Source organism: Bradyrhizobium sp. USDA 4506 (assembly GCF_054058795.1).
Map to the genome: position 1 here is coordinate 7,946,754 of NZ_JBSSBM010000002.1, position 21,191 is coordinate 7,967,944.

At 65.3% G+C, this 21,191-nt stretch carries 19 protein-coding genes; 11 read left to right on the forward strand and 8 right to left on the reverse strand.

The genetic code is table 11. The annotated features are described in order from the left end of the window. Nucleotides 1-13 precede the first annotated feature (13 nt). Entirely contained in the window at nt 14-916 is a 903-nt protein-coding gene (locus ACVIHF_RS39550; protein WP_456793625.1) for an HpcH/HpaI aldolase/citrate lyase family protein, read from the forward strand. A gap of 12 nt (nt 917-928) precedes the next feature. Here the strand turns inward: ACVIHF_RS39550 and ACVIHF_RS39555 are convergent, their stop codons facing one another. Together ACVIHF_RS39555 and ACVIHF_RS39560 are read right to left on the reverse strand one after the other, a co-directional pair. Continuing rightward, nucleotides 929-2,143: an EAL domain-containing response regulator gene (locus ACVIHF_RS39555; RefSeq protein ID WP_456793626.1), complete on the reverse strand. Its 1,215-nt coding sequence runs from the start codon at nt 2,141-2,143 to the stop codon at nt 929-931. Between the two features lie 534 nt (nt 2,144-2,677). Beyond that, nucleotides 2,678-2,995, reverse strand: a complete 318-nt coding sequence (locus ACVIHF_RS39560; RefSeq protein ID WP_456793627.1) for a hypothetical protein — start codon at nt 2,993-2,995, stop codon at nt 2,678-2,680. On the opposite strand from ACVIHF_RS39560, the gene ACVIHF_RS39565 reads away from it, so the two are divergent. The 4 genes from ACVIHF_RS39565 (at nt 2,994) to ACVIHF_RS39580 (ending at nt 7,517) form a co-directional block, all read left to right on the forward strand. Next, nucleotides 2,994-3,941, forward strand: coding sequence for a TAXI family TRAP transporter solute-binding subunit (locus ACVIHF_RS39565; RefSeq protein ID WP_018269641.1), 948 nt, complete (start codon nt 2,994-2,996; stop codon nt 3,939-3,941). The genes ACVIHF_RS39560 and ACVIHF_RS39565 overlap by 2 nt on opposite strands. A gap of 174 nt (nt 3,942-4,115) precedes the next feature. Beyond that, nucleotides 4,116-6,224: a TRAP transporter permease gene (locus ACVIHF_RS39570; protein ID WP_456793628.1), complete on the forward strand. Its 2,109-nt coding sequence runs from the start codon at nt 4,116-4,118 to the stop codon at nt 6,222-6,224. Next, nucleotides 6,185-6,598 (forward strand): DUF1850 domain-containing protein, encoded by a 414-nt coding sequence (locus tag ACVIHF_RS39575; RefSeq protein ID WP_456777820.1) that lies wholly within the window; start codon nt 6,185-6,187, stop codon nt 6,596-6,598. The genes ACVIHF_RS39570 and ACVIHF_RS39575 overlap by 40 nt, the downstream gene beginning before the upstream one ends. A 112-nt stretch (nt 6,599-6,710) precedes the next feature. After that, nucleotides 6,711-7,517: an SDR family NAD(P)-dependent oxidoreductase gene (locus ACVIHF_RS39580; RefSeq protein WP_253604628.1), complete on the forward strand. Its 807-nt coding sequence runs from the start codon at nt 6,711-6,713 to the stop codon at nt 7,515-7,517. A 218-nt stretch (nt 7,518-7,735) separates the two neighbouring features. Here the strand turns inward: ACVIHF_RS39580 and ACVIHF_RS39585 are convergent, their stop codons facing one another. Then, entirely contained in the window at nt 7,736-9,280 is a 1,545-nt protein-coding gene (locus ACVIHF_RS39585; protein WP_310882938.1) for a cation:proton antiporter, read from the reverse strand. A 135-nt stretch (nt 9,281-9,415) separates the two neighbouring features. Between ACVIHF_RS39585 and ACVIHF_RS39590 the strand changes: the two genes are divergently transcribed. The 3 genes from ACVIHF_RS39590 to ACVIHF_RS39600 all read left to right on the forward strand — a co-directional run bounded on the left by ACVIHF_RS39590 (nt 9,416) and on the right by ACVIHF_RS39600 (nt 12,876). Beyond that, nucleotides 9,416-10,186: a tetratricopeptide repeat protein gene (locus ACVIHF_RS39590; RefSeq protein ID WP_253604624.1), complete on the forward strand. Its 771-nt coding sequence runs from the start codon at nt 9,416-9,418 to the stop codon at nt 10,184-10,186. A 198-nt stretch (nt 10,187-10,384) separates the two neighbouring features. Beyond that, nucleotides 10,385-12,292 carry a propionyl-CoA synthetase gene (locus tag ACVIHF_RS39595; protein ID WP_456793629.1) on the forward strand — a complete coding sequence of 636 codons (1,908 nt, stop codon included), beginning with the start codon at nt 10,385-10,387 and terminating at the stop codon, nt 12,290-12,292. 311 nt (nt 12,293-12,603) lie between these two features. After that, entirely contained in the window at nt 12,604-12,876 is a 273-nt protein-coding gene (locus ACVIHF_RS39600; protein WP_075969207.1) for a hypothetical protein, read from the forward strand. 109 nt (nt 12,877-12,985) lie between these two features. Here ACVIHF_RS39600 and ACVIHF_RS39605 read toward each other — a convergent pair whose 3' ends face one another. Further along, nucleotides 12,986-13,684 carry a DUF1013 domain-containing protein gene (locus tag ACVIHF_RS39605; protein WP_076825203.1) on the reverse strand — a complete coding sequence of 233 codons (699 nt, stop codon included), beginning with the start codon at nt 13,682-13,684 and terminating at the stop codon, nt 12,986-12,988. Between the two features lie 229 nt (nt 13,685-13,913). Between ACVIHF_RS39605 and ispH the strand changes: the two genes are divergently transcribed. From ispH to rnhA, 3 genes are read left to right on the forward strand one after another with little or no spacing between them, the layout of a single operon-like run. Beyond that, nucleotides 13,914-14,888, forward strand: coding sequence for a 4-hydroxy-3-methylbut-2-enyl diphosphate reductase (ispH, locus tag ACVIHF_RS39610; RefSeq protein WP_057016404.1), 975 nt, complete (start codon nt 13,914-13,916; stop codon nt 14,886-14,888). A gap of 5 nt (nt 14,889-14,893) precedes the next feature. After that, nucleotides 14,894-15,874 (forward strand): homoserine kinase, encoded by a 981-nt coding sequence (locus ACVIHF_RS39615; RefSeq protein ID WP_310882941.1) that lies wholly within the window; start codon nt 14,894-14,896, stop codon nt 15,872-15,874. Next, complete coding sequence (gene rnhA / locus ACVIHF_RS39620; RefSeq protein WP_283064904.1) at nt 15,871-16,323, forward strand: ribonuclease HI; 453 nt, start codon at nt 15,871-15,873, stop codon at nt 16,321-16,323. The genes ACVIHF_RS39615 and rnhA overlap by 4 nt, the downstream gene beginning before the upstream one ends. A gap of 274 nt (nt 16,324-16,597) precedes the next feature. Here rnhA and ACVIHF_RS39625 read toward each other — a convergent pair whose 3' ends face one another. The 4 genes from ACVIHF_RS39625 to ACVIHF_RS39640 form a co-directional block, all read right to left on the reverse strand. Further along, entirely contained in the window at nt 16,598-17,083 is a 486-nt protein-coding gene (locus ACVIHF_RS39625; RefSeq protein WP_018269652.1) for a peroxiredoxin, read from the reverse strand. Between the two features lie 210 nt (nt 17,084-17,293). Further along, nucleotides 17,294-17,851 carry a DUF924 family protein gene (locus tag ACVIHF_RS39630; protein WP_310882942.1) on the reverse strand — a complete coding sequence of 186 codons (558 nt, stop codon included), beginning with the start codon at nt 17,849-17,851 and terminating at the stop codon, nt 17,294-17,296. Between the two features lie 22 nt (nt 17,852-17,873). Beyond that, nucleotides 17,874-19,556 carry a long-chain fatty acid--CoA ligase gene (locus ACVIHF_RS39635; RefSeq protein WP_310882943.1) on the reverse strand — a complete coding sequence of 561 codons (1,683 nt, stop codon included), beginning with the start codon at nt 19,554-19,556 and terminating at the stop codon, nt 17,874-17,876. A gap of 176 nt (nt 19,557-19,732) precedes the next feature. Then, nucleotides 19,733-21,181: a D-alanyl-D-alanine carboxypeptidase family protein gene (locus ACVIHF_RS39640; RefSeq protein WP_456793630.1), complete on the reverse strand. Its 1,449-nt coding sequence runs from the start codon at nt 21,179-21,181 to the stop codon at nt 19,733-19,735. Nucleotides 21,182-21,191: the final 10 nt, after the last annotated feature.

Here is a 21,191-nt window from a genome sequence, read left to right on the forward strand (position 1 = left end):
CGCGGGCCGCGTGATGCGCAAGCTGCGCCCGGCCCCGCTGTGCCGCTCCTGGCTGTTTCTCGAAGGCGCCAATGAGGACGTGCTGCAGCACGCGGCCGCCAGCGGCGCCGACGTGCTGATCCACGAGCTCGAGGATTTTACCCCGCCGCCGCTGCGCCCGAAGGCGCGGGCCTTGGCGGTCGAGCTCTACGCGGCCTGGCGCGACCAGGGCGTGATGGTCGCAGTCCGCGTCAATCCGCTGGACCAGGACGGCATGGACGATCTTGCCGCCGTGATGCGCGGACGTCCGGATATCGTTGCGCTGCCGAAGGTCGCCGAGCCGCACCATGTCGTCAGGCTTGACGAGGCGGTGACGCGGTTCGAGCGCGACTACGGTATCGCCGAGGGATCGACGTCGCTGCTGCCGAATATCGAGTTCGCGCGCGGTCTGGTGCAGACCGGTGCGATCGCCACGGCGAGCCGGCGCGTCATCGGTTGCCTGATGGCCTCCGAAGACCTCGCCGCCGATCTTGGTGCCGAGCGCGGCAGCGACGGCCTGGAGCTGGCTTACGCGCGGCAGCGCTTCATCGTCGAATGTCGTGCCGCTGATGTCGTCGCGGTCGATTGTCCCTACACCTGGAGCGACGCTGAAGGCGTCGAACGCGACACGATCTGGGCGCGGCGGCTGGGTTACGCCGCAAAGAGCCTGGTCGATCCCGCGCATGCCTCGATCGTCAACGGCGTCCTGACGCCGGGCGAGGAGGAGTTGCGCCAGGCGCGCAGGATCGTCGCGGCGTTCGAAGCGGCGCGGACAAAGGGCTTTGGGCGCGTCGAACTTGACGGCTCGCTGCTCGAGGTGCCGACCTATTCCAATGCAAAACGCCTGATCGCGCGCGGCGAAGCGCTGCGCGCAGTCGATCGTGACGTTCGAGCTTGACGACGCCGCGCCTCAGGAGGCCGGCTCTTTCTCCGAGAAGTGCATGCGTGAGCGGGCGAACTTCTTGACGCCCATCGGCTTGCCGAACAGGTAGCCCTGGACCTGATCGAAATCCATCTCGTGCGCGGCGAGAAAGTCCGCACGCGTCTCGACCCCCTGGGCCACGACCTGCGCGTCGTTTTCGTGGGCCAGCTCCACGACACGCCGGCACACCGTCTGCTTCAGGCGCTGATCCGCGCAGCCGGTGACGAATTGATGGTCGACCTTGAGCTGGACGAACGGAAAGTTCGGCAGTCCCAGCAAAGACGGCCAGTTCGCGCCGACATTGTCGATCGAGATGCCGATATTGTGCAGTCGAACGCGCCGGGCGACATCGATCGCCAGATCCAGATTATCGACCACGTCGGTGCTGTCGATCTCGATCAAGAGGCCCGCGAAGGCCGCATGATCCGGCATCCGGTAACAGAGCTCGCGCACGGCACGATCGTCGGCGAGGAATGAGATCGGCAGGTTGATCGAAAGATTGACCGGCCCGGTCTGCTCGAGGAGATAGCGCCAGTCCTCGATTGCGCGCTCGATCACGAACTCGGACAGCGCATGAAAATGCGGATCGCTTTCGTCCGGGATGAAGTAGGCCGGCGGCACGACGCCCCAGGCCGGATGGCGCATCCGGATCAGCGCCTCGGCGCCGCTCGGCACCAGCGTCCGGAGATGAATTTTCTGCTGATACCACAGCTCGAGCCAGCCGGCCTTCAGCGCTTCGGGCACGTCCACCGCCGGGCTCGGCGCGGGTTCAAGCGGCATCAACGACGCAAGACTGTCGCGAAGGGTCCCGGCGCTGAACGGCGTCGACAGCGCCGGCAGCATGGCGATGCCGTACTCGTCGCCGATTTGCCGGACCGCCTTGACGATGATCGAGTCCGGCTGCCCGATGACGAGGACCTTGCCGCCATAGTCCTTTCTCACCAAAGTCTCGAGAATTTTACTGACTTCGATGCCGTCCACGGACACGCCGAGCACCAGGAGATCGGGCCGTTCCGCGTCCAGAACGGTGTCGAGTTCCAACGCCTGGCTGCATTCACTGGTGATGAAGCCGAGGTCTTCCAGCGCCTCGGCGAGGAAGGTCCGAAGGTGTTTTTTGCTGTCCGCAATGCATGCGCGTGGGGTCAGCTTGCGATGTCCGAACCAGCCGGCTCGCGTGCGTTCGATGTGACTGATGTGATTCATGCCCCGCCTTGTCCGTAGTTACCCCGGCTTGACTCGTACATCCTAGAGCGGCGGCAATCATGGAAATTTCTGGATCATACATTGATTGCCCCGCTAACCTTAAAGGATTCAATTCGATTCAAATGGCGCTGGAATCGCGGCGTCTCACCGCTGTTACACGTGCAACAAATGCGTCATCTGACATTCATGAGCGCGATCGCGTCCGACTTTGCACATCGGCAGAAACACTGTGCGCGTGTGTCATCGAGAGACGGCGTTAATGACTGTGTTGTCGCGTCGACGCAGACGCGGAACTGCGTCATTGTCGGACATCAGATCGCATCATGCAGAGTGCTGCGCGGAGCGCCGACGGCGAATCAGATCACCCGTTTTGTGATGCCAATGCAGATGTGCGTGACGTCGTCGCTGCTGTTCGCAACGTCTCCCGCATCAACGCGCAGTGGCCGATCAGCGCGGCACAAGCGATAGCTGCAAGGAACAGGAATGCAGCGCTGCAACCTGCATGGACGACAATGAATCCGGCGACAGCGGTGCTCAAGCCGACATCTGGGGCCGCAAGCCGATCTTCGCTGCTTCGTTGCGGCCGGTCCGCGCCGAGAACGCTTTGGGTCCGACAATGCCGAGTGTCACCGCGGCGATCGCCGGCGCGAATACCGAGCCGTTAGCGGCCGCCAGCGCCCGGGTCGCGGCAACCAGCTCGAAGCGGTCGCCCGGTCGCGCGGCGAGTTCCCGCGGCAGGTAAAGTGGTGTTGCTATCGGGGATTTCCGCCGCGCATGCGTCATTTGGATGGGTTGACCCGGCGGGGGTGTCCGGCCAATTTCCGGCCGGCTTAAGGGGAGAATAATACTCATGAATTCCAAGTTGATGGCTGCTGCGATCGTGGCAGCCAGCGTTTTGTCCGCGCCTGTCGCACAGGCCGAGCAGTTCATTAACGTGCTCACCGGCGGCACCTCCGGCGTCTACTATCCGCTCGGCGTCGCGATGGGGAAGATCTACGGCGACAAGATCCCCGGCGTGAAAACCCAGGTGCAGGCGACCAAGGCCTCGGTCGAGAACCTGGTGCTGCTGCAGCAGGGCCGCGGCGAGATCGCCTTCACGCTCGGCGATTCGCTCAAAGCCGCCTGGGAAGGCGACGCCGAAGCCGGCTTCAAGAACAAGCTCGACAAGCTGCGCACCATCGGCGCGATCTATCCGAACTACATCCAGATCGTCGCGACCGCCGAGAGCGGCATCAAGACACTCGCCGATCTCAAGGGCAAGAGCCTGTCGGTCGGTGCGCCGAAGTCCGGCACCGAGCTCAACTCGCGCGCGATCCTCGCGGCCGCCGGCATGAGCTACAAGGATCTCGGCAAGGTCGAGTACCTGCCGTTCGCCGAATCGGTGGATCTGATGAAGAACCGCCAGCTCAACGCCACGCTGCAGTCCGCCGGCCTCGGCGTCGCCTCGCTGAAGGACCTCTCGACCTCGAGCGAGATCACCGTGGTCGCCGTGCCGAAGGAGACCGTCGACAAGATCGGCCCGCCCTTCGTCTCCGTGATCATCCCGGCCAACACCTATACGGGCCAGGACAAGGACGTGCCGACCGCCGCGGTCGTGAACTACCTCGTGACCTCGAGCGCGGTGTCGGACGATCTCGCCTATCAGATGACCAAGCTGGTCTACGAATCGCTGCCGGAACTCGCCAACGCCCACGCCGCGGGCAAGGAGATCAAGCTCGAGGCCGCCGCGACCGGCAGCCCGGTGCCGCTGCATCCCGGCGCGATCCGGTATTACAAGGAGAAGGGCCTGATCAAGTAGGGCCGGTTACGCTTCGAGGGTGTCATGGCCGGGCTTGACCCGGCCATCCATCTTTCTAAAGAGCTCATTTTTCGATGGATGCGCGGGTCAAGCCCGCGCATGACGTGCGGGGGACGCGGCCCAAGCGCCACGCAGGTACTATGGACGTCGCGGACACGGCGGGGGACTGATCATATGCAGCAGCAGGTTGAGGGCGAGCAGCCCGTCAAGGTTGAATTCGACAATTTCGAGCACGGCTTTCCGGAGGGCTTCGGCCCGGGTGCCTGGGGGCATCTGGCCTATGCCATCGGTCTCGCCTTTGCGGTGTTCCAGCTCTATGTCGCGGCTTTCAACTACCTGCCGAGCCAGGTGGTGCGCGGCGTCCATGTCGGCTTCCTGATCCTCCTGACCTTCGGCCTGATCGGCAATTTCACCGCCAAGACCGATTTCGGCCGCGCGGTGAGTTGGATCGTCGGCGCCGCCGGGTTCCTCTGCGGGCTCTACCAGTGGATCTTCTATGCCGACCTGATCGCCCGCGACGGCGATCCGACCAACATGGACCTCGCCGTCGGCACGCTGCTCGCGGTCCTGATCTTCGAGGGCACGCGGCGGCTGATGGGGGCGGCGCTGCCGCTGATGTGCGGCGCCTGTCTGCTCTACTGGTTCTTCGGCCAATATCTGCCGTCGCCGTTCAATCACCGCGGCTATGACTTCGACCAGATCGTCACCCATCTCTCGTTCGGCACCGAAGGCTTCTACGGCGTGCCGATCTACGTCTCGGCGACCTACATCTTCCTGTTCATCCTGTTCGGCTCGTTCCTGGAACGCGCCGGCATGATCCAGCTGTTCACCGACGTCTCGCTCGGCCTGTTCGGTCGCACCCGCGGCGGCCCCGCCAAGGTCGCGGTGTTCGCTTCGGGCATGATGGGCACGATCTCGGGTTCGGGCGTCGCCAACGTCGTCACCGTCGGCCAGTTCACGATCCCCTTGATGATCAAGTTCGGCTACCGCCGCGCCTTCGCGGCCGGCGTCGAGGCCACCGCTTCGATGGGCGGCCAGATCATGCCCCCCGTCATGGGAGCGGTCGCCTTCATCATGGCCGAGACGCTCGGCGTGCCCTATTCGGAGATCGTCAAGGCCGCGGTGATCCCGGCGGTCCTCTACTTCGCCTCGGCGTTCTGGATGGTGCATCTGGAGGCCGGCAAGCATGGCCTCGTCGGCATGAAGCGCTCGGAGATCCCGAGCGCCTGGAAAGCGCTGGTGGCGCGCTGGTACCTGGTGTTGCCGCTCGCGGCGCTGGTCTACATGCTGTTCGAGGGCTTCACGCCGCTCTATGCCGGCAGCATGGGACTTGCGCTCACGGTCGCGCTGATCCTCGGCGCCAGCATCACGCTCGGCTTCTCCAACACCGTCGTACGCTACATCTTCTGGACCGGCCTCGCGCTGGTGGTCGCCGCGGTGTCGCGCCACGGCATCGAGATCGTTCCGGTCGCGAGCGTCGTCGCCGGTTTGATCGTGATCGCGGCGATCACCCGCGGCGGCCGCGCCACGCTGAAAGCCTGCCGCGACTCGCTCGCCGACAGCGCCAAGTCGGCGCTGACGGTCGGCATGGCCTGCGCCATCGTCGGCACCATCATCGGCATGATGACGCAGACCGGCGTCGGCACCATCTTCGGCAGCTGGATCATCGGGCTCGGCGCCAAGAGCCTGTTCCTGGCACTGATCATGACCATGCTGCTGTCGATCCTGCTCGGCACCGGCATCCCGACGATCCCGACCTACATCATCACCGCGGCGCTGGCTGCACCGGCGCTCGCCAAGCTCGGCGTGCCGCTGATCGCAAGCCACATGTTTGCGTTCTATTACGGCATCATGGCCGACCTCTCGCCGCCGGTCGCGCTCGCGGCCCTGGCGGCGGCGCCGATCGCCAAGGAGAACCCGGACAAGATCGGCTGGGAGGCGATGCGGATCGCGCTTGCCGGCTACGTCATTCCGTTCATCTTCGTCTATTCGCCGGCGCTGATGCTGCAGACCGGGGATCCGATGCAGGCGCAACTCGGCTTCTACGGCGCGGTGGCGCTGGCGACCTTCAAGGCGCTGGTGGCGATCGGATTGTTCGGCATCGTCGCGATCGGCTTCCTGTTCACGCGGCTGACTTTCATCGAGATCCTGGTCGCGTTCGGCGCCGCGCTCTGCCTGCTCGGCGATTTCCCGTTCTCGGATACAGCGGGCTTCACGCTCGCTGCTGCTGTCGTGCTATGGCAATGGCGGCAGCGTCCGCGCAATGCGGTGGCGGCGGCTTGAGCCTCTGCCTCGCTTCCGCGGGAGTCGTGAAGGCGCTGTCGATTGCGGCGTTCACGCTCGCCTGGACGCATTCGATCGAGAAGAGCGCGTGGCAGGAGGACTGGCTGGTCACGCCGGCCGGGCTGACGCTGCAACAGGCGCGCGTCAAGGGCACCGGCGCCGGCATGGAGCCGCCGCCGGAGGCGCGCCTTGTCGATGGCTGGTTTCAATGGTCGCCCCCGCCGATGCCAAGGGCGGAGGTCGTGCTCGGCAATTCCGGCGCCGCGGGTGAATGGCACCTGTGCCAGGAGGGACGCTGCCAGACCTTATCGGAGATTATCGGGCATCCGATCGGTGCTAATGTCACGACGATGAGTGTTTGCGAGAATCCGTAGTAAGTATCCGTAGCCCGCATGAGCGGAGCGATATGCGGGGGATAGCGCTCCCGGATATCGCTTCGCTCATCCGGGCTACAGTCACGACAAGAACAACAAGGGAGAACAGGCGATGGATCGGCTCAAGGGCAAGGTTGCGATGGTGGTCGGCGCGGGTTCGATCGGGCCCGGCTGGGGCAATGGCAAGGCGACCGCCGTCACCTTTGCGCGCGAGGGCGCCAGCGTCTTCTGCGTCGATCGCAACGGCGCCGCGGCGGAGGAGACCGTCGGCATCATCACCGGCGAGGGCGGCAAGGCTGCCGCATTCACCGCCGATGTCTCGCGCGCCGGCGAGGTCGAGGCGATGGTCGCGGCCTGCCTGAAGGCCTACGGCCGCATCGACGTGCTCGACAACAATGTCGGCATCGCCGAGGTCGGCAGCGTGGTGGAAGTTGCGGAAGCCGAGTGGGACCGCGTCTTCGCGGTCAACCTCAAGAGCGCCTATCTGTCGATGAAGCACGTCATTCCCGTCATGATCAAGCAGGGCGGCGGCTCGATCATCAACATCTCCTCGATCGCCTCGATCCGCCATGTCGGCATTTCCTATGTCAGCTACAACGCGAGCAAGGCCGCGATGAACCAGATGACGCGCTCGACCGCGGTCGAGTTCGCCTCGAAGCATGTGCGCGTCAACGCGATCCTGCCCGGACTGATGAAGACACCGATGGTCGCGCATTCGGCCGGGCTGGCGCAGAGCTACGCCAAGGGCGATGTCGAGGCGATGTGGCGCGCCCGCGACGCGCAGGTGCCGATGGGGCATATGGGCGACGCCTGGGACGTCGCCAATGCCGCGCTGTTCCTGGCGTCGGACGAATCGAAGTATGTCACCGGCATCGAGCTCGTGGTCGACGGCGGCATCACCTCCAAGTCGGGGGCGTGAAGTCGGGCGCCTGAGCAGCGAACTTCGCTTTACCTCGCCCCGCGTGCGGGGAGAGGTCGGAATGCATCGCTAGATGCATTCCGGGTGAGGGGATTCTCCGCAGATGCAGCTATCGCCGGTTACGCGGAGACAGCCCCTCACCCCAACCCTCTCCCCGTAAAGAACGGGGAGAGGGAGCGCAGTGTCGCGGCGGCTATTCATCCTAACCTCATGGCGCTTTAGGCCTCCACGCTGAGCTCGGCGCGGTCGAGCTCTTCCTCGACCAGATGGAATGCGTCGTCGCCGATCGCCTCGATGCGGCGCAGATTGAGCAATGCCTGACGCGCCGCGGCGATGGCGCGGCGGCGCAGCGGATCCGACGGCAGCTCGCGCGAGGTCAGGCCGCCGTCGGGATCATTCTCGGCGCGCAGCAGCACGGCGCGATATTCGAGCCGCAGGATCTCGGCCTCCTCCGACGGGTCGGCGTCGATCTCGTCGAGCGCGGCGCGAAACACCACGCCGCGGGCATGGGCCGCCTCGCGTCCGACCGGATCGTCGTCAGCGAAATTCAACGCCAGGATCAATGGCCGCAGCGTCAACCCCTGGATCACGAGCGAACCGAGCACCACGGCAAACGCCGTCAGCAGGATCAGATCGCGATACGGAAACCATTCAGGCAGCGCAAACGCCGCCGCCAGCGTGACGATGCCGCGCATGCCGCACCAGGACACGATGAAGCCGCGCTTCAAGGTCGGCACGGCGTCCACCACGTGGGCGGGCAGCAGGTTGCGCGTCTTCAGTGTGCGCAGCAGCGCGCCGTAGGGCATTACCCAGAGGATGCGGGCGAGGATCACGACGGCGAGGATCGCGGCGGCAAAGCTGCAATACTTCCACCGCACCTCGTCGTCGAGCCCGGACCAGATCGGGCGCAACTGCAGGCCGATCAGCATGAAGGCGAGCACGTTGAGCACGAACACGACGGTTTCCCACACCGCGTACGACGACACGCGCAGCCGCGCCGATGTGCGGGCCGGCGCGGTGCGCGAGATGGTGATCGCATAGGCGATGATGGTGAGGATGCCGGACAGCCCGAGATGCTCGGCAATGATCCACACCATGAAAGTGCCGCCGAACTGCGTGATGATCGCGCTCGGCGCCTCGGTGATGCGACGCGTGATCATCATCCAGACTTGCGCGAACAGGAAGCCTGCGGCGAGGCTGCCGACCAGCGCGATCGTGATGGACGGCACGAACTCGCGGATCTTCATGTGCTCGGCGGCGACGAGGCCGACCGCGACGCGATAGATGAGCAGCGCGCTGGCATCGTTGAGCAGGCTTTCTCCTTCGAGGATCTTCTGGATCCGGTAGGGCAGGTTGACCTGGCGCAGGATCGCGGTGGCTGCGGCCGCGTCCGGCGGTGCCACGATGGCGCCGAGTGCGATCGCAACCGCCCATGGCATGTCCGGGCGCAGCCAATGCGCGACCACCGCGACCGCCGCTGTGGTGACGCCGACCGCGACCACCACCAGCGTCGAGACCGGCAGCCAGTTGTTGCGGAGATCGCGCAGCGAAGTGTCGAACGCGGCGTCGAGCAGCACCGGCGCGACGAACAGCGCCAGCGCCAGTTTCGGTTCCAGCGCCCAGGTCGGGGCCCACGGCAGCAGCGTCAGCAGCACGCCGCCGAGCGCCAGGAAGGTCGGGTAGGGCACCTTGATCCGCCGCGCCAGCGCCGATAGCGCCACCGCCGCGAGCAACAGCCCGATGATCCATTCGAATGTGAGCAAGCCGAACCCCCGATGCAGCCGATCGTCGCAATTGACGTATAATCCAGCGTGTGGTTTTGCGGCAAATGGCGCGCCGCCGGGCATCGGAGGCCGGCGGTTCGGGCGCGGAAGAGGGACGATTTGTCGGCGATCAGGATGCGACGCGAACCTGCAAATCTGGCCGCGATGCTGGTCTGTGTCGGCCTGTCGGGCGCGCTGATGACGGGCGTTGCGCGCGCCACCGGCAGCGAACCGGGCGAGGATGTGCAGGCCAACGCCGGCCCCTGCATCGCGGCGGCAGCGGCCGCCGATGACGACAAGATCATCGATGTCTGCGGCGCGCTGATCGACAATGAGAAGGCGACGAGGCCCGATCGCGTCAAGGCGCTGATGGCGCGGGCGGGCGCCTATGACCGCAAGCAGATGATCGATCGCGCGATCGCAGACTATGACACCGCGCTCAAGCTCGATCCATCGCTTGCCGATGCGCATAATGCGCGCGGCGAGCTGTGGCGCCGCAAGGGCGACCGGCCGAAGGCGATCCTGGATTTTGGTGCTGCCGTCAAGCTCGACCCCAATCACGCCGCCGCCAGGGCCAACTACAAATCGCTGTCGCTGGAGCTGGAGCGGATCGGCGCCATGATGGCGGTCGCCGGCAAGCCGAGCTTCGATTGCCGCAAGGCGCGCCGGCCGGTGGAGAAGGCAATCTGCGCCAATCCCACGCTTGCCGATCTCGATCGCGAGATCGTCGCATCCACCTTCCGCACGGTGCGCGAGACGCAGAATCCGCGCCAGGCGCGCGAGCTGCAGCGCGCGCAGGATCAGTTCATCGCCCGCCGCAATGCCGACTTCGGCAAGCCGGGCTACGATCTGGAAAAGGCGATGCGCGAGCGGCTGCAGCGGATCAACGGCGTCGACGGCTACTAGTGCTCCGTTCCGATCGAAGCGGAATGAGCTCTAGATTCTTGTTTTGACGCGTTTTCTTCACGCGAACCGGGACCCACTTCGCTCGAAAACGCTTTGCTCCGACCCGGCCGAAGGTCGCGGTCATTTCGGCTTGAAACGGCGCCACTTCCCGTGACAATGGTCGGCAAATGACGCGCGACCGCGCGAGGGAGAAACGCGATGAATATCCAGCAGAGCCGGTATCATGAGGTGTATGCCCGCTCGCTCCGGGACCCCGAGGGCTTTTGGGCGGAAGCGGCGCGCGAGATCGACTGGATCGAGCCGGCCAAGAAGATCTTCGATCCCTCCATGGGCGCCTACGGGCGCTGGTTCGCCGGCGCCGTGGTCAACACCTGCTACAACGCGCTGGATCGCCATGTCGCCGGCGGCCGCGCCAGCCAGGTCGCGCTGATCCACGATTCGCCGCTCACCAACACGATCACCAAGTTCACCTATTCCGAATTGTTGGAGGAGGTGCGGACGCTGGCTGCGGTGATGCAGGATTTCGGCGTGGCGAAGGGCGATCGCGTCATCCTCTATATGCCGATGGTGCCGGAGGCCGTCGTCGCGATGCTCGCCTGCGCGCGGATCGGCGCGGTGCACAGCGTGGTGTTCGGCGGCTTCGCGGCCAAGGAGCTTGCGACCCGCATCGACGACGCCAAGCCGAAGCTGATCTTCTCGGCGAGCTGCGGCATCGAGCCCGGGCGCATCGTGCAATACAAGCCGCTGCTCGACGAGGCGATCCGCCTCGCCGGCAGCAAGCCCGAGACCTGCATCATCCTGCAGCGGCCGCAGCAGGCTTGCGAGCTCACCGCGGGCCGCGATCATGATTGGGCGACGCTTCGCCAGGCCGCGTTCGATGCCGGCAAGGCCGCGCCGTGCGTGCCGGTAGCCGCCACCGATCCGCTCTACATCCTCTACACGTCAGGCACGACCGGAATCCCGAAAGGCGTGGTGCGCGACAATGGCGGGCATCTCGTTGCGCTGAAATGGTCGATGCACAATCTCTACGGCGTGAAGCCCGGCGAGATCTGGTGGTGCGGCTCCGATATCGGCTGGGTGGTCGGCCATTCCTACATCGTCTATGGCCCGCTGATCCACGGCGCGACCACCATCATGTACGAGGGCAAGCCGGTCGGCACGCCGGATGCCGGCGCGTTCTGGCGCGTGATAAGCGAGCACAAGGCGGTCGCCTTCTTCACTGCGCCGACCGCGTTCCGCGCGATCAAGAAGGAAGACCCCGAAGGCAAGTTCATCCGGAATTACGATCTCTCGAGCTTCCGCACCCTGTTCCTCGCCGGCGAGCGCGCCGATCCGCCGACCGTGGAGTGGGCCGAGCAGCAGCTGAAGGTGCCGGTCATCGACCACTGGTGGCAGACCGAGACCGGCTGGTGCATCGCCGGCAATCCGGTCGGGCTCGGCCAGCTGCCGGTCAAGCACGGCTCGCCCACGGTGCCGATGCCGGGCTATCAGGTCGACATCGTCGACGAGGCGGCAAAGCCGGTCGGGGCCGGCACGATGGGCTCGATCGTCATCAAGCTGCCGATGCCCCCGGGCTGCCTGCCGACGCTATGGCAGCAGGACGATCGCTTCAGGGACGCGTATCTCTCGGAATTCCCCGGCTACTACAAGACCTCGGATGCCGGCTACAAGGATGAGGACGGCTATGTCTGGGTGATGGGCCGCACCGACGACATCATCAATGTCGCCGGCCACCGGCTCTCCACCGGCGGCATGGAGGAGATTCTTGCCTCGCATCCCGACGTCGCCGAATGCGCCGTGCTCGGCGTCAAGGACGCGATCAAGGGCGAGGTGCCCTGCGGCTTCCTGGTGCTGAAGGCCGGCGTGACCAAGCAGCCCGCCGAGGTCGAGAAGGACGTCGTGGCGCTGGTGCGCGACAAGCTCGGGCCGGTCGCCGCGTTCAAGCTCGCGATCACGGTGGCGCGGCTGCCGAAGACCCGCTCCGGCAAGATCCTGCGCGGCACCATCAAAAAGATCGCCGACGGCGAGCCCTGGACCATGCCGGCGACGATCGAGGACCCGAAGGTGCTCGACGAGATCGGCGAGGCGCTGAAGGGGAAGGCGTAGCTCTTGTTGCCTCGCCCCGCTTGCGGGGAGAGGCCGGATCGCATGGCAATGCGATCCGGGTGAGGGGGAGGCTCCGCACGCTCGCTGCATTCATTCTGCGGAGGCGGCCCCTCACCCCAACCCTCTAAGAGCGAGCAGCGCTCGTCTCGACCCCGCAAGAGCGGGGCGAGGGAGTGCTGGCACCTCCCGCGCCTGAGGTCGGCACCTGTGGAACAAGACTTCCGCATTCGGAAGCAAAACGGCCTTGATTTTGATGGATTGCCGGGTCATCCCGGCCTCCCTGTCATATGCCACGAGATACGGACCCACGGATGCGATCCATTTCCGCACGCGCGCCACTCGCCTTGCTGCTCGCCCTGCCGCTGCTTGCGGGCTGTCTCGAGCGCGGCCGATCGCCGATCGCGGAGAGCATGGGCGACGACGACCAGTACTGCCAGGCCGGCGGCAAGGTGGCGGTCGGCTCGCCTGATTACGTCGCCTGCCGCAAGAACCGCGACGTGCAGCGCCAGAACGCCGAAGCCCGCACCGATCGGCGGCAGCGCGATCTCGGCGAATACATGATGAACAATCCCGACCGGCATTGAGCCGCGCCGACGGCCGCGGTCACGCCCATCGCATGCGCATCCAAGCAAAAACGCGGCAGGTTGCCCTGCCGCGTTTCGTATTCTGCGCTTCGAGTTGCGCGATCCGCGCTTACTCTTCCTCGTCGGCGGGCTTCTTGCCGCCGATCGTCTTCAGCTTGGCGAACACGGCATCGACGTTGAGATCGTCGTGGCGCTCGATCGGCTGGTCGTCCAGCTCGTCCTTGCGCGTGGTCTCGGAGGCCGGCAGCAGCGTGGCGCCGCCGTAGACCGTGGTGGTCGGCTTCTCCTTGGCGGCGCGCTGCACCTCGAAATCGAGCTCGATCTGCGAGCACAGGCCGAGCGTCACCGGGTCCATCGGGGTCAGGGTCGAGGCGTTCCAGTGGGTGCGGTCGCGCACGCTGGCGATCGTGGTCTTGGTGGTGCCGACCAGACGCATGATCTGGGCGTCCTTCAGCTCGGGATGGTTGCGCACCAGCCAGAGGATCGCGCTCGGACGCTCATGGCGGCGCGACACCGGGGTGTAGCGCGGGCCCTTCTTCTTGGCGGCGGAGGGCAGCACCACCTTGCTCTCCTGGAGCCTGAGGCGGTAGTTCTGGTCGCGCTCGCCGCGCTCGATCTCCTCGCGGGTCAGCTGGCCGTTGGAAATCGGGTCCATGCCCTTGATGCCTTGGGCGGCGTCGCCGTCGGCGATGGCGCGGACCTCGAGGGGGTGCATTTTGGTAAAATCGGCCACCTGATCGAAGGTCAGGGCGGTATTGTCGACCAACCACACGGCAGTCGCCTTCGGCATCAGCGGTGCGTTGCTCATGGCAAATCTCCTTTGTGCTTCGCCCACCTCTGTCGAGGCGAAGCTGGTAGTCATCGGCGATGACGGGAATTATAGGGCCTATATAAGCCCTCCGGGGGGAATGGCGCAATGGGTCAGCAAAATCGCCTTGACAGCGCCCGAAAGCAGTCCCAAGTCCTTACTCAAATTGGCCGTTCCCCGCCCGCCGGCGAGGGGTGATTCGGTCCCGAGATTGCCCCGAGACAGCCCGATGTCAGCCAAAAAACCCGACCTTAGAATCGTGCTTTGCTCCCCCCGCGGCTTTTGTGCCGGGGTGGTCCGTGCCATCGACACGGTCGAACGTGCCCTCACCATTTATGGTGCGCCGGTCTATGTCCGGCACGAAATCGTCCATAACAAGTATGTGGTCGACAGCCTGAAGACCAAAGGCGCCATTTTCGTCGAGGAATTGGCCGAAATTCCCGACGATACCAACGCGCCGGTGGTGTTTTCGGCCCACGGCGTTCCGAAATCGGTTCCCGCCGAGGCCAAATCCCGCAATTTCTTCTCGCTGGACGCGACCTGCCCGCTGGTGACCAAGGTCCACCGCGAGGCGGCGATCCATTTCAAGCGCGGCCGCGAGATCCTGCTGATCGGCCATTCCCACCACCCCGAGGTGGTCGGCACGCTGGGGCAGCTGCCGGCGGGCGCCGTGACCCTGATCGAGACCGCCGAGGACGCCAAGACCTTCGTTCCGAAGGACCCCAACAACCTCGCCTTCGTGACCCAGACCACGCTGTCGATCGACGACACCGCGGAGATCGTGACGCTGCTCAAGCAGCGCTTCCCGAACGTCAATGGTCCGCACAAGGAAGACATCTGCTACGCGACCACCAACCGTCAGCTCGCGGTCAAGAAGGTGGCGCCGGTGGTCGACGCCCTGATCGTGGTCGGCGCGCCGAACTCGTCGAACTCGCAGCGCCTGCGCGAGGTCGCCGAGCGCGAGGGCTGTCCGATCGCCGTGCTCGCCCAGCGCGCCAGCGACATCGACTGGAGCAGGTTCGAAGGCATCACGAGCCTCGGCATCACCGCGGGCGCCTCTGCGCCGGAAGTGATCGTCGAGGAGATCATGGGCGCCTTCGCCGAGCGCTATGAACTGCACGTGGAGACGGTCTCGGCCGCGGAGGAGAACGAGTTCTTCCCGCTGCCGCGTTCGCTGCGGCCTGACGCTGCCGCGGCGGAATAGACCATATGGCGGTCTACACCGACGTTGCCGCCGAAGACCTCGCGGAATTCCTCAAAAGCTACGACATCGGCGAACTGCTCTCCTACAAGGGCATCGCCGAGGGCGTCGAGAATTCGAACTTCCTGCTGCACACCAGCCAGGGCGCCTACATCCTCACGCTCTATGAGAAGCGCGTGGCGGAGGACGACCTGCCGTATTTCCTGTCGCTGATGGGCCATCTCGCCGAGCGCGGCGTGTCGTGCCCGCAGCCGGCGCGCAACCGCAAGGGCGAGGTCACTAGCCGGCTCGCCGGCCGGCCCGCCGCGATCATCAACTTCCTCGAGGGCGTGTGGCCGCGGCGGCCGAACGTGGCGCATTGCTCCGGCGTCGGCGAGGCGCTGGCCAAAATGCACGTTGCCGGCCGCGATTTTCCGCTGGTCCGCAACAATCCGCTGTCGGTCGCCGGCTGGCGGCCGCTGTTCGATCTCGCCGCCGCGCGGGCCGACAGCGTGCAGCCGGGCTTGCACGATTTCATCGCGCGCGAGCTCGATCATCTCGAAGCCGCCTGGCCGACCGATCTGCCGGTCGGCGTCATCCATGCCGACCTGTTTCCCGACAACGTGTTTTTTCTGGGCGACAGGCTCTCGGGCCTGATCGACTTCCCGTTCGCCTGCAACGACATCCTGGCCTACGACGTCGCGATCTGCCTCAACGCCTGGTGCTTCGAGCCGGATCATTCCTTCAACGTCACCAAGGCGCGCGCATTGCTCAACGCCTACGGCCGCGAGCGCCCGCTGTCGGCGGCGGAAGAGGCCGCGCTGCCGCTGCTCGCGCGCGGTGCCGCGATGCGCTTCCTGCTGACGCGGCTGGTCGATTTCCTCAACGTGCCCGAAGGCGCGCTGGTGCAGCCGAAGGACCCGCTGGAATATGTCCGCAAGCTGCGCTTCCAGCAGAATGTCGCGAGCCTGCGCGATTACGGCATCACGCCGGCCGGGTGCGCGGCGTGAGCGACAAGCCGCATGTGATTGTCTTCACCGATGGTGCCTGCTCCGGAAATCCGGGGCCGGGTGGCTGGGGCGCGATCCTCAGATTCGGCGACGTCGAGAAGGAATTGAAGGGCGGCGAGGCGCACACCACCAACAATCGCATGGAGCTGATGGCGGCGATCTCGGCGCTGGAAGCGCTGAAGAAGCCCTGCGTGGTCGATCTCACCACCGACAGCCAGTATGTCCGCCAGGGCATCACCGGCTGGATCCATGGCTGGAAGCGCAACGGCTGGCGCACCGCCGACAAGAAGCCGGTCAAGAATGTCGAGCTGTGGCAGCGTCTGGACGCCGCGCTGAAGCCGCATGAGGTGCGCTGGCACTGGATCAAGGGCCACGCCGGCCACACCGAGAACGAACGCGCCGACGAGCTGGCGCGTGAGGGCGTGGCGATGGCGAAGTTGAAGAATTAGGGCCGCAGCGAGCCGGGTGCGTAGGATGGGTAGAGCGCAAACCCATCATCTCAATGCACGGCACGAAGGCGATGGGTTTCGCTGCGCTCTACCCATCCTACGATTCCCGACATTTCGGCGATCTTTCCCTCTCCCCTTGTGGGAGAGGGTGGACGCGATGCGCAGCATCGCGGACGGGTGAGGGGTCTGTCTCCGCGGATAGAGACCCCTCATTCGGCGCGGATTGCATCCGCGCCACCTTCTCCCACAAGGGGAGAAGGGAAGAAGCGTCGGCTCAGAGCTGACCGAGCAGCGTGTCGCCGCCGGAGACCTCGACCTTGCCCGGGGCGGGCTCGAGGTTGAGCTTCTTCACCACGCCGTCCTCGACCAGCATCGAGTAGCGCTTGGAGCGGATGCCGAGGCCGTTGCCGGAGGCGTCGAGCTCCATGCCGATCGCCTTGGCGAAGTCGGCATTGCCGTCGGCGAGGAAAACGGCTTCGTCGCGCTGGTCGGTGTCGCGCTTCCAGGCGTTCATCACGAAGGCGTCGTTGACCGAGACGATCGCGATGGTGTCGACGCCCTTGTTCTTCATGGCATAGGCGTTGAGGAAGATGCTCGGCAGATGCATCTTGTGGCAGGTGCCGGTGTAGGCGCCGGGCACGGCGAACAGGGCGACCTTCTTGCCCTTGAAAATGTCGTCGGTGGTTTTGACCTGCGGACCCTCGGCGGTCATCACGCGAAACTTGGCTTCCGGCAGCTTGTCGCCAACATTGATCGTCATCGTTGTTCTCCCTCGGTGAAGCGGAACTGTCTTAAACCCGGCTACAGCACGGCACAATACGGGCTCGCCGAAGAACGGCAATGCCGGACGTCAAAGCGTTTTCGAGCGAAGTGGATACCGGTTCGCGTGAAGAAAACGCGTCAAAACAAGAATCTAGCGCCCCGTTCCGATGCAATCGGAACGGAAAAGGCTCTGGTCACCGTTCCGTCATCAGCCGGAAAACCCGCCGGCGTCGAGAAAGGCCTGCTCCTCGGCCGTGGTCTGCCGGCCCAGCATGCGATTGCGGTGCGGGAAGCGGCCGAACCGGCGGATGATGTCGGCGTGGTCCTCGGCGTATTTCACGTTGTCGGGATGGCAGTCATATCGCCGGAACAGCGTCACGCAGCGCTGCTGGTCGTCGAGGTCCTCCGAATGCTCGAACGGCAGATAGAGGAATTCGCGCAGCACGGGGGCGGTCCGCGCATCGACGCCGCGGTCGATGGCGCGCCTTGCCACTTCACGCGCCAGCGCATCGCTTGAAAAGGTCCTGGCGTCGCCTCGAAACAGGTTTCGCGGAAACTGGTCGAGCACGATGGTCAGCGCCAGCGCGCCCTCATCGCTCGCCTCCCATGACGACAATTCGCCGGCAGCCGCCTTCTGCCAGGTGGCAAGGAAGCGGCTGCGGATCTCGGCATCGAAGGCGTCGTCGTGCTTGTACCAGCGGTCGCGGCCGGCATTCCGCCAGAAGCCAAGCACGTCAGCCGGCGTCGCGAGGCTTGCGTCAGACATCGAACGTCAGTCCACTCAGGCCTTAGGCCGCGGCCTTCTTCTCGTCGCGCAACTCGCGGCGCAGGATCTTGCCGACATTGGTCTTCGGCAGGTCGGTCCTGAACTCGATCTGCTTCGGCACCTTGTAGGCGGTGAGCTGGGTGGCGCTGAACTTGATGATGTCCTCGGCGGTGACGTTCGGGTCCTTCTTGACCACGAAGGCCTTCACCGCTTCGCCGGACTTCGCATCGGGCACCCCGATCACGGCGCATTCGAGCACGCCCGGGTGGCTTGCGATCACTTCCTCGATCTCGTTCGGATAGACGTTGAAGCCGGAGACCAGGATCATGTCCTTCTTGCGATCGACGATCTTGGTGTAGCCCTTCTCGTCCATCACGCCGATGTCGCCGGTGCGGAAATAACCGTCCGCGGTCATCACGCGCGCAGTCTCGTCGGGCCTGTTCCAGTAGCCCGCCATCACCTGCGGGCCCTTGGCGCAGATTTCGCCGGCCTCGCCGATCGGCAATTCATTGTCGTCATCGTCGCGGATCGAGAGCCATGTCGAGGGGACGGGAAGGCCGATCGTCCCGGAGAACTCCTCGATCGTTGCAGGATTGCACGTCAGGGTCGGCGACGTCTCCGACAGGCCATAGCCTTCCGACAACGAGATGCCCGTGACCTTCAACCATTTCTCGGCGACCGGCCTTTGCGTCGCCATGCCGCCGCCGTTGGCGATCTTCAGCTTGGAGAAGTCGAGCTTGTCGAATCCGGGCGTGTTCAGCAGGCCATTGTAGAGGGTGTTGACCGCCGGGAAGAAGCTGACCTGGTACTTCGACAGCTCCTTGACGAAGCCCGCCATGTCGCGCGGATTCGGAATCAGCAGATTGGTGCCGCCGGCCCGCATGCCCAGCAGATAGCAGGCGGTGAGCGCGAAGACGTGATAGAGCGGCAGCGCGCAGACGATGACCATCTGTTCGACGATCGGCGGCTTCGCCAGCGCCGGCTGCAGCCAGGCGTCGTTCTGCAGCACGTTGGCCAGGATGTTGCGGTGGAGCAGGGTCGCGCCCTTGGAGACGCCGGTGGTGCCGCCGGTATATTGCAGGAAGGCGACGTCATCGAGCGTCAGCGTCGGTTTGTTGAGCTTGGCGGCGCGGCCGGCTGACAGCGCCTCGTTGAAGCCGACGGCGCCGGGGATCGACCAGGCCGGCACCATCTTCTTCACCCGGCGCACCACCAGATTGACGATCACGCCCTTGAGGCCGAGCAGGTCGCCCATGCTGCCGACGATCACGTGCTTGACCGCGGTGTTGGGAAGTACCTTCTGCACGGTGGTGGCAAAGTTCTCCAGCACGATGATCGCCTCCGCGCCGGAATCCTTGAGCTGGTGCTCGAGCTCGCGCGGGGTGTAGAGCGGGTTGACGTTGACCACGGCATAGCCGGCGCGCAGCACGGCGGCGGTTGCGATCGGATATTGCAGCACGTTCGGCATCATCAGCGCGACCCGTGCGCCCTTCTGCAGGCCCTTGCTCTGCAGGTAGGCACCGAGCGCCGTCGACATCCCGTCGAGCTCGCGATAGGTGATCGCCTTGTCCATGCAGATGAACGCCTTGCGATCGGCGAATTTCTTGAAGCTTTCTTCCAGCAATTCGACCAGCGACGAATATTGCGTGACGTCGATATCCGCGGGCACGCCGGCCGGATAATGCTTGAGCCAGATGCGCTCCATGATGGTCAATCCCCTCTCTCAAATTTGGCTGATGTCCCGGATTGCTTCCGGGTTTTCCGACCTTTGGCCGCGTTGTTTCAGGCAGTATTGAGCGATGCCGCGGCCAATGGCAAGCCGCTGCGCGTTATCGACGCATTGGAGAAAATGACGGTCGGAAATGACGGGCGGGCGCTGTGCTAGCCGGCCGGCTTGGCGTCGGCTTTCGGCTTGTCGGCAGCCTTGGGTTTGTCGGCCGCAGTCTTCGGCTTGGCGGCCGGCTTTGCCGCCGCCGGCTTGCCGGCAGGCTTTGCGGCGGCGGGCTTGTCCGCCGCGGCCGTCTTCGCAGCTGCGGCATCCGGCTTGGCGTTGGCGTGACGGGCGGGCTTGGCCGCCGGCTTGCTATCCGACTTGGAGGCGCCCTTGGTGTCGGCCTTCGCGTCATCGGCCGCATCGGGCTTCTTGCCTGCGACGCGGCTGTGCTTGCCCTTGGCGCGCTTGACCGGCTGCATCTTCTCGGTGTCGGCCTCGACCGCGGCGATCAACGCAGCACCGGTCTTGGTCGGCCCCGTATAAACCACGACCGGCTCGGAGGCCGCGGCCGGCTGCGCCAGCATGTCGGCCGGCTTGGTCGGCATCGCAGCCTGCAGGCCCGAGGCGAAGAAGCTGACGCCGCCGTCGCCATTGGTGCTGGAGCTTCCGGCGCTGGCGACGGTGTCTTCTGCGTCCTCGTCGCTGGCGGGCCGCTTGTGCTTGGGACCGCACATCTCCTCGCGCAGGTTCGGCGGCGTGGAATCGATCGGCACCAGATTGTCGACGGTGCCGAGCGAGGGCCGCAGCCACGCCATCCCATTGTTGGCAAAGCCGCGGTCCAGGAGCTGCGCGGCGCGGATCGCGCGCATGCGGCCCGAGGAGGCGCCGAGCACCACGGCGATCAGCCGCTTGCCGTCGCGCGTCGCCGACGCCACGAGATTGTAGCCGGAGGCGCAGATGAAGCCGGTCTTGAAGCCGTCGGCGCCGGGATAGCGGCCGATCAGCTTGTTGAAGTTCTGGGTGATGCGGCGGCCGAAGCGGATCGACGGGATGTGGACGAAATACTCGTATTCCGGCAGGTCGCGGATGATGGCGCGGGCGAGGATCGCCATGTCGCGCGCCGAGGTGATCTGGCCGTCGGCGGGCAGGCCGTTCGGATTGACGTAGCTCGTTTGCGTCATGCCGAGCCTTTGCGCGGTCTGGTTCATCATCCCGGCAAAGCCGTCGATCGAACCGCCGATGCCCTCGGCCAGCACCACGGCCATGTCGTTGGCCGACTTCACCAGCATCATCTTCAGCGTGTTGTCGACGGTGACCTGGGTGCCGGGCCGGAAGCCCATCTTCGAGGGCGACTGCGACGACGCGGTCGGCGACACCGTGAGCAGCGTGTCGAGCGAGACGCGGCCGTCCTTGACCGCCTTCAGCGTCACATAGGCCGTCATCATCTTGCTGAGCGAAGCCGGGTACCACGGCATCGTCGCATTGTCGGCCTGCAGCACCTTTCCGGAATCGGCCTCGACAACCAGCAGTGCCTCGGCTTGCGCCATTTGCGGCGAGGCGATGGCGAGCATCGCGACGGCCAGAATCCATTTCAATGACGGGCGAGGAAGGTGCACGAATCCGGTT

Excerpts from the sequence above, each read along its gene's own strand:
- ACVIHF_RS39550 (WP_456793625.1), top strand. The coding sequence starts at position 14 with ATGCGCAAGCTGCGCCCGGCCCCGCTGTGCCGCTCCTGGCTGTTTCTC.
- ACVIHF_RS39555 (WP_456793626.1), bottom strand. The coding sequence starts at position 2,143 with ATGAATCACATCAGTCACATCGAACGCACGCGAGCCGGCTGGTTCGGA.
- ACVIHF_RS39565 (WP_018269641.1), top strand. The coding sequence starts at position 2,994 with ATGAATTCCAAGTTGATGGCTGCTGCGATCGTGGCAGCCAGCGTTTTG.
- ACVIHF_RS39560 (WP_456793627.1), bottom strand. The coding sequence starts at position 2,995 with ATGAGTATTATTCTCCCCTTAAGCCGGCCGGAAATTGGCCGGACACCC.
- ACVIHF_RS39570 (WP_456793628.1), top strand. The coding sequence starts at position 4,116 with ATGCAGCAGCAGGTTGAGGGCGAGCAGCCCGTCAAGGTTGAATTCGAC.
- ACVIHF_RS39575 (WP_456777820.1), top strand. The coding sequence starts at position 6,185 with ATGGCGGCAGCGTCCGCGCAATGCGGTGGCGGCGGCTTGAGCCTCTGC.
- ACVIHF_RS39580 (WP_253604628.1), top strand. The coding sequence starts at position 6,711 with ATGGATCGGCTCAAGGGCAAGGTTGCGATGGTGGTCGGCGCGGGTTCG.
- ACVIHF_RS39590 (WP_253604624.1), top strand. The coding sequence starts at position 9,416 with ATGCGACGCGAACCTGCAAATCTGGCCGCGATGCTGGTCTGTGTCGGC.
- ACVIHF_RS39595 (WP_456793629.1), top strand. The coding sequence starts at position 10,385 with ATGAATATCCAGCAGAGCCGGTATCATGAGGTGTATGCCCGCTCGCTC.
- ACVIHF_RS39600 (WP_075969207.1), top strand. The coding sequence starts at position 12,604 with ATGCGATCCATTTCCGCACGCGCGCCACTCGCCTTGCTGCTCGCCCTG.
- ACVIHF_RS39605 (WP_076825203.1), bottom strand. The coding sequence starts at position 13,684 with ATGAGCAACGCACCGCTGATGCCGAAGGCGACTGCCGTGTGGTTGGTC.
- ispH (WP_057016404.1), top strand. The coding sequence starts at position 13,914 with ATGTCAGCCAAAAAACCCGACCTTAGAATCGTGCTTTGCTCCCCCCGC.
- ACVIHF_RS39615 (WP_310882941.1), top strand. The coding sequence starts at position 14,894 with ATGGCGGTCTACACCGACGTTGCCGCCGAAGACCTCGCGGAATTCCTC.
- ACVIHF_RS39625 (WP_018269652.1), bottom strand. The coding sequence starts at position 17,083 with ATGACGATCAATGTTGGCGACAAGCTGCCGGAAGCCAAGTTTCGCGTG.
- ACVIHF_RS39630 (WP_310882942.1), bottom strand. The coding sequence starts at position 17,851 with ATGTCTGACGCAAGCCTCGCGACGCCGGCTGACGTGCTTGGCTTCTGG.
- ACVIHF_RS39635 (WP_310882943.1), bottom strand. The coding sequence starts at position 19,556 with ATGGAGCGCATCTGGCTCAAGCATTATCCGGCCGGCGTGCCCGCGGAT.